This is a genomic window from Brevibacterium sanguinis (genome assembly GCF_039528855.1).
Lineage (GTDB): Bacteria > Actinomycetota > Actinomycetes > Actinomycetales > Brevibacteriaceae > Brevibacterium > Brevibacterium sanguinis.
The window spans coordinates 84,222-91,031 of record NZ_BAAAMB010000009.1 but is presented as its reverse complement, the minus strand read 5'-3'; the positions used below and the strand labels follow the sequence as shown (position 1 = coordinate 91,031).

8 protein-coding genes are annotated in these 6,810 nt (G+C 67.7%); 4 read left to right on the top strand and 4 right to left on the bottom strand.

The features are described 5' to 3' along the window. Positions 1–33: 33 nt before the first annotated feature. Complete coding sequence (greA, locus tag ABD154_RS10770) at positions 34–528, bottom strand: transcription elongation factor GreA (protein WP_344251258.1); 495 nt, start codon at positions 526–528, stop codon at positions 34–36. A gap of 254 nt (positions 529–782) precedes the next feature. Continuing rightward, positions 783–1,205, bottom strand: a complete 423-nt coding sequence (locus ABD154_RS10765) for a DUF4307 domain-containing protein (RefSeq protein ID WP_344251257.1) — start codon at positions 1,203–1,205, stop codon at positions 783–785. 124 nt (positions 1,206–1,329) lie between these two features. Between ABD154_RS10765 and mca the strand changes: the two genes are divergently transcribed. Together mca and ABD154_RS10755 are read left to right on the top strand one after the other, a co-directional pair. Next, on the top strand, positions 1,330–2,313 hold the full coding sequence (mca, locus tag ABD154_RS10760) for a mycothiol conjugate amidase Mca (protein WP_344251256.1): 984 nt from the start codon (positions 1,330–1,332) through the stop codon (positions 2,311–2,313). Further along, positions 2,310–2,675, top strand: coding sequence for a hypothetical protein (locus tag ABD154_RS10755; protein WP_344251255.1), 366 nt, complete (start codon positions 2,310–2,312; stop codon positions 2,673–2,675). Before mca ends, ABD154_RS10755 begins: the two co-directional genes overlap by 4 nt. Before the next feature lie 148 nt (positions 2,676–2,823). On the opposite strand, the gene trhA is transcribed toward ABD154_RS10755, so the two are convergent. Further along, the gene (trhA, locus tag ABD154_RS10750; RefSeq protein WP_344251254.1) at positions 2,824–3,597 is read right to left on the bottom strand and encodes a PAQR family membrane homeostasis protein TrhA; all 774 of its coding nucleotides are present in this window, start codon (positions 3,595–3,597) and stop codon (positions 2,824–2,826) included. 176 nt (positions 3,598–3,773) lie between these two features. Here trhA and ABD154_RS10745 point away from each other — a divergent pair, with 176 nt between their 5' ends. Next, positions 3,774–4,535: an isoprenyl transferase gene (locus tag ABD154_RS10745; RefSeq protein ID WP_269780020.1), complete on the top strand. Its 762-nt coding sequence runs from the start codon at positions 3,774–3,776 to the stop codon at positions 4,533–4,535. 42 nt (positions 4,536–4,577) lie between these two features. Here the strand turns inward: ABD154_RS10745 and ABD154_RS10740 are convergent, their stop codons facing one another. Then, positions 4,578–5,306 carry a class I SAM-dependent methyltransferase gene (locus ABD154_RS10740; protein ID WP_344251253.1) on the bottom strand — a complete coding sequence of 243 codons (729 nt, stop codon included), beginning with the start codon at positions 5,304–5,306 and terminating at the stop codon, positions 4,578–4,580. 175 nt (positions 5,307–5,481) lie between these two features. Here ABD154_RS10740 and phoH2 point away from each other — a divergent pair, with 175 nt between their 5' ends. After that, a complete protein-coding gene (gene phoH2 / locus ABD154_RS10735) occupies positions 5,482–6,789 on the top strand; it encodes an RNA 5'-3' helicase PhoH2 (protein ID WP_344251252.1) in 1,308 nt (435 codons plus the stop codon). Positions 6,790–6,810 lie beyond the last annotated feature (21 nt).

The following is a 6,810-nucleotide window of genomic DNA, read 5'->3' as shown; positions in this document are numbered from 1 at the left end:
CCGGCCACCGGTCTGTCTGGTTCGCTGTCGGTCTCAGCCGGAGAAGGCCTCGATGTCGACGACCTCGACGGAGATCTCCTTGCCGTTGGGGGCCTCGTAGCTCGTCTTGTCGCCGACGGCGACGCCGAGCACGGCCGCACCGAGCGGCGACTTCTCCGAGAACACGTCGATGTCGGAATCGCCGGCGATCTCGCGGCTGCCGAGCAGGAAGCGCATCTCGTTGCCGGCGACCTTTGCGGTCACGACGGATCCGGGGGACACCGTCTTGCCGTCGCTCTCGTTCTCTCCGACCTTCGCGGACCGGAGCAGCTGTTCGAGCTGGCGAATGCGGGCCTCCTGTTTGCCCTGCTCTTCGCGCGCCGCGTGATAGCCGCCGTTCTCCTTCAAGTCACCCTCGTCGCGGGCGGCTTCGATTTTCTCAGCAATCTCTGCACGTCCCGGTCCGGAGAGGTGTTCCAGTTCCTTCGACAGGCGGTCGAAGGCTTCCTGTGTCAACCATGTCTCTTCCTGGGTGACATCCTCGGTCATGACTTCTCCTTCTTCGGTTCGGTGCACTGACGGCACGTCAGGCAACGAAAAACCGGGCGTGGGGTACGCCCGGGTGGTGAATGAAACTACAGTCTAACGCATCTGCGGCGAAATACGATGATCTGGATCACCATCCGGACGCGGAGATCGGCCACGTCAGACCGCCTCGGCGAGGAATCAGTGGGAACAGGTGACCTTGCGGCTCAAGGGCGGGGCAAGCGAATCTCGGTGGTTCGCGCTCAGTGCCGACCGGCTCACTCGAACCAGCAGGCGTCGGCGTGTCCCGAGGCCGCGAGCTGCGTCGTCGCGAGGGTGACGTCGATCTGCTTGGGGGAGGTGGGGTCGGCCTGCGGGTCGGCCTCGAGGCTGACCTCGGTGAAGCCGACGATCGCCTCGCGGTCGTTCGTCGCCTGCACGATGCAGTGCACGCTGCGGGTCTGATCAGGGTAGATGGCGACGCTGACCTCAGTCGTCGCGGAATCGACGATGGCATAGTTGAGCGTCCGAGGGTCCGTGGGCTCCTGCGACGGCTGGAAGTTGATGACGCCGATGACGACGACGGCGACGGCGATGACCGCTGCGCCGATGATCGTGGCCCGGCGGCTGAGGCGGCGCTGCGGAGTGCGGCTGCGGCCGTACCGGTCGCTCTGGGGGTCTGCGGCTGTAACCTCAGTCATTGAATTCCTCATCTGTCAGTCTCGCGCACTAACCTAGAGTAGTCGATCCGAGTTCTGCGATCATGTCCACGGGCACGCAGAGTGAGGAACGGCTCACGGCGAATCGAAAGGGATCTTCCGAGAAATGACTGCGCTTCCATATGAGGGTCTGCGTCTGCTGGCAGTTCACGCCCACCCCGACGACGAGTCGTCGAAGGGGGCCGCGACGAGCGCGAAGTACGCGGATCTCGGCGCGCGCGTCCTCATCGCCTCGATGACCGGGGGAGAGGCCGGCGACATCCTCAATCCGGCGCTCCTCCAATCGCCCAAGGCCACCCGCGACATCGCGGGACTGCGCCGTGAGGAGATGGCGGCCGCCGCTGCCGCGCTCGGCGCCGAGCACGTGTGGGTCGGTCACGTCGATTCGGGTCTGCCCGACGGTGACTTCGAGAACCAGACGCCGCCCGGCTGCTTCTACCGGGTGCCCGACGAGATCGCGATGCTGCCTCTCGTCCACATCATCCGGCAGTTCCGGCCCCAGGTGGTGACGACCTACGACGAGCTCGGCGGATACCCGCACCCCGACCACATCAAGAACCACGCGGTGACGATGGCCGCCGTCGCCGCCGCCGCCGATCCGCAGGCCTATCCCGAGCTCGGCGAGCCGTGGCAGGTGCAGAAGGTCTACTACAACCAGGACCTCTCGGCGAAGAAGTGGATCACGATTCACGAGAAGATGACCGAGGCCGGTCTCGAGTCGCCGTTCGCCGACCATATCGAGGACTTCAGGAAGCGCGATGCCGAACGCGTCAACTGGCTGTCGACGCGCATCGACTGCGTTGAGTACTTCGACGCCCGTGATCGCGCCCTGCTCTCCCACGCCACCCAGATCGATCCCGAAGGCGGGTTCTTCTCCGCCTCGCGGGTCGCGGCCCGGAAGTACTGGCCGACCGAGGAGTTCGAGCTCGCCGTCGACCGCACCGACCGGCCGCCGCTGACTCCGGGCGTCGACTTCCAGGAGTCCGATCTCTTCGCCGGCGTCCGACGCGACGACGGCAGCACGGTCCCGGCCGAGGGCATGCTCCCGGCCTCACCCTCCGTCGACGAATACCAGGGAGAGAGCGCATGAGCGTCATGGCAACCGAGTCGAGCCTGTCAGCGGTCGCGGTGCTCGCGGCGACGGGGACGGCGACCCCGTCGGGTGGGCCCGATCCCGACCTCGTCACGCCCGGCACGATCGGCTTCCTCACGACGTTCGCGATCGTCGTCGTCGCGATCTTCCTCATCCGCGACGCCCTCAAGCGCGTCCGCCGGGTACGTGCGCGGTCCCGAGCCAGCGACGCCTACCCGATCCCGCTGCGCAAGTACGCGGTGCCCAACCAGTCGAAGCTCTCCGGGGCCAACGCCCCCGAGGCCACAGGCGATTCTTCCGAGTCCGACCAGGTCGATGCCGATGGCGGAACCGAGGAGACCCGGAAGCAGGACGGCTGAACCGCTGAGAGGCCGGGGTGAGTGCCCATCCCGACCTCGCCGGCAGTCCACAGCGCCGGATCCGATGATCGCCGAGGCGGTCGCCGGGTCCGGCGCTGTTGTGTGCGCTGAGTGCTCGGCCGGTGCGGCGCGGCGCGGCCGCCGACGCTCAGTACGCGGCGACGGCCGCGACGAGGAGCGCGGCGAGGTGGCAGCCGTAGCCGGCGATCGTGAGGATGTGGAAGATCTCATGGAACCCGAGCCACCTCGGTGCCGGGTTGGGCCGTTTGATGCCGTAGATGACGGCACCGGCGATGTAGCAGACGCCGCCGACGACGATGAGGATGCCGACAGCCGGGATCGTCGCCCAGATCTGCGGGATGTAGCCGACACCGGCGACGCCGAAGAAGACGTAGACGGGGACGAAGAGCCACCTCGGCGCGGTCGTGAAGATCGTCCGGAACGCCACCCCGAGTGCCGCGGCGCCCCAGAGCACCGAGAGCAGGAGGATCGCCTGGTCCGGTCGGAGCATGAGGACAGCGAGCGGGGTGTAGGTCCCGGCGGTGATGAGGAAGATGTTCGCGTGGTCGAGGCGGCGGAGGATGAGGCGGGCGCGGGTCCGCCAGCGGCCGCGGTGATAGACCGCGGAGGTGCCGAAGAGGAGCATCCCGGTGACGGCGAAGACCGAGGCCGCCAGCCGCGATTCGATCGTCGGGGAGATGATGACGAGGGCGAACCCGCCGATCATCGCCAGCGGGAACGCTCCGGCATGGAACCAGCCGCGCAACTTCGGCTTGACCTGTCCGGCGAGTTTGCCGAGCTCCGAGCGCAGGGCGGTGCGGCGCCGGGCGATCCGCACGGGATACGCGCCGCCGGAGCGGGGCTGGCGGTCCGGCGAATCGGGACGGTCGAGCGCAGGCGGATCCGTGACGGGAGCGTTCATGGCTTCAATCTACTGGCTTCTCCTGGCAGGATCCCCAGCGGCCCATGTGCCGGTCGTGGCAGTTCAGCGCTGACCTCGGAGAGTCACCGGCTGAGACCGACCGCAGGTGAGGCGGTCGGAGGATAGTACTCTGGATGATGTTCGACCGACCGGGACCGCAGGAGAAAGAAGGCGACGTGGCACGACCGCTGAGCTTGCTCTACCGCCTCTACGAGCGGAGACTCCTGCGCGAGCTCGACACCTCGGTGCCCGTGCCCCGGCACGTCGGGGTCATCACCGACGGCAACCGCCGCTGGGCGAAGGAGTTCGGGGCGACGACCGCCGACGGCCACCGCGCCGGGGCCGACAAGATCGTCGAGTTCCTCGGCTGGTGCACGGAGGTCGACGTCGAGATCGTCACCCTCTACGTGCTCTCGAAGGAGAACCTCGCCCGCTCGGCCGACGAGGTGGCCGTGCTCATCGAGATCATCTCCGACATGGTCGAGCGGATCGCGAAGCTCGACGGGGTGTGGGTCCAGCTCGTCGGCGACCTCGACATCCTGCCGCCTGACCTGCGCGCCCGCCTCGAAGCCGCGGCCTCCTCGGACGGACGCGGGATGCGCGTCAACGTCGCCGTCGGCTACGGGGGGCGGCAGGAGATCGTCAACGCCGTGAAGTCCCTGCTGCGGACCCGGACCGACGACGGCGTCGACCTCGAGACGATCATCGCCGAACTCTCACCCGAGCAGATCGGGGCGCACCTCTACACGAAGGGTCAGCCCGATCCGGACCTCATCATCCGCTCCTCGGGCGAACAGCGGCTCTCCGGATTCCTCATGTGGCAGAGCGCGTACTCGGAGTTCTACTTCTGCGAAACCTATTGGCCCGACTTCCGGCGCACCGACTTCCTCCGCGCGGTCCGCGACTACGGGCTGCGCCAGCGCCGCTTCGGCCGGTAGACGCCGAGTCCCGGAACAACGCTTCGTCCGTGGTCGCCGGGCTCAGCGCTTCTGCGCGAGAAACACCCATTCGGCACCGGGGCGGTCCGGTGCGTCCCGGATGTCGCGGACGGCGAAGCCGGCGGCCTCGAGCGCCGAGGCGACCTCTCCCTGCTCATGGAACCGCAGCCGGGAGCGCGAGCCGATGACATCGCCCGTGGCCGCGAAGCGGTAGAGGTGGGAGAAGGAGACGAACGGCAGGTCGACCTGACCCAGTGCCAGGGTCTCCGTGACCTCGCCGATGCCGTCGACGTCGAGGGTGCGCGGCTGGCGCCGTCCCCACGACTCCCAGGCCCGGACGGCGGGGTCGCGGGTCTCGACGACGAGGTGACCACCGGAGCGCAGGCCGCGGGCGCAGTCGGCGAACACGGCGCGCAGGTCGTCGAGGCCGAGGAAGACCTGGGCGACGTTGCCGGTCATCGTCACGAGATCGGCGACAGCGGTGGGGATGTCCGCTGCGGTGCCGACGCGGTGATCGATGCTCAGCCCCTCCTCGGCGGCGTGCGCCTTCGCGAGATCGATCGACGCCCGGGCCGGATCGATGCCGAGGACGTGACGGCCGGCGCGGGCGAGCCTGCGGGCGAGCACACCGGTGCCGCACCCGAGGTCGATGACCGCCGATGCCGCGACCTCCTCGGCGAGTGAGGTGTAGAGGTCGAGATCGTCGCGGGGAGCGTCGAAGGCATCGTAGACGGCGACGAGCTGCGGGTTCTCGAAGATCGCATCGGCCATGGGCCGAAACTATCACCCATCCCATTCATGCGAAGTTCATGACGCGGATGCGCGTGCCGGTACCGGGACACGCCCGAGACCGGGGTTAGGTTGGCTGTAGTTGGTCGACACCAACCCGGGGTTCGGGGGATGTCAGGACTTGGACCTCGGCGCTACGCACGCAACAGGGGTCCTCATGGCCGAAAAGGTCCACACATACGTTCTCGACACCTCGGTGCTTCTCTCGGATCCGGGAGCACTGCTGAGATTCGCAGAGCATCACATCGTCATCCCTCTCGTCGTGGTCTCGGAGCTCGAGGCGAAACGGCACCATCCTGAACTCGGGTTCACCGCCCGCAAGGCCCTCCACATCCTCGACGACTTCCGCTCCGACTACGACCGCCTCGACGAGCCGATCCCCGTCGGCGATGCCGGGGGCACGGTGCGCGTCGAACTCAACCACATCGACGCCTCGACGATGCCCGTCGGCTTCGACCGGTCGGAGAACGACACGCGGATCCTCGCGGTCGCCCGCAACCTCGCCGCGGAGGGCCACGACGTCGTCGTCGTGACGAAGGATGTGCCGATGCGCGTCAAGGCCTCAGCGCTCGGCCTCCAGGCCGAGGAGTACCTGGCCGAACTCGCCACGGATTCGGGATTCACGGGGATGAGCGAACTCGCGCTCGGCGATGAGGAGATGTCGGAGTTCTACGACTCGGGATCGATTCAGACCGATGCGGTGGCCGACGAAGTCGTCAACACCGGCGTCGTCATCACCTCACCGCGAGGGTCGGCTCTCGGCCGGGTGCGGGCGAACAACACGGTCAGCCTCGTGCGCGGGGACCGGGACATCTTCGGCGTCCACGGGCGGTCGGCCGAGCAACGGGTGGCCATCGACATGCTGCTCGATGACGAGCTGGGCATCGTGTCGCTGGGTGGGCGAGCCGGAACGGGGAAGTCCGCGCTCGCTCTCATGGCGGGGCTGCAGAAGGTGCTCGAGGAGAACAAGCACTCGAAGATCATGGTCTTCCGCCCGCTCTACGCCGTCGGCGGCCAGAACCTCGGCTACCTGCCCGGCAGCGAGGGGGAGAAGATGAACCCCTGGGCCGAGGCGGTCTTCGACACGCTCAGCGCACTCGTGAGCAAGAACGTCATCGACGAGGTCGTCAACCGGGGGATCCTCGAGGTGCTGCCGCTCACGCACATCCGCGGCCGGTCGCTCCACGATGCGTTCGTCATCGTCGATGAGGCGCAGTCGCTCGAACGCAATGTGCTGCTCACCGTGCTCTCGCGCATCGGGATGAACTCGAAGGTCGTGCTCACCCACGATGTCGCGCAGCGGGACAATCTGCGGGTGGGACGCCACGACGGGATCGCCGCGGTCATCGAGAAGCTCAAGGGCCACGACCTCTTCTCGCACGTCACGCTCACCCGTTCGGAGCGCTCGGACATCGCCGCCCTCGTCACCGACGTCCTCGAGGAGTTCGACCCGTTCCGGTCCTAGGGTGTGCTCCGACGCGACAGC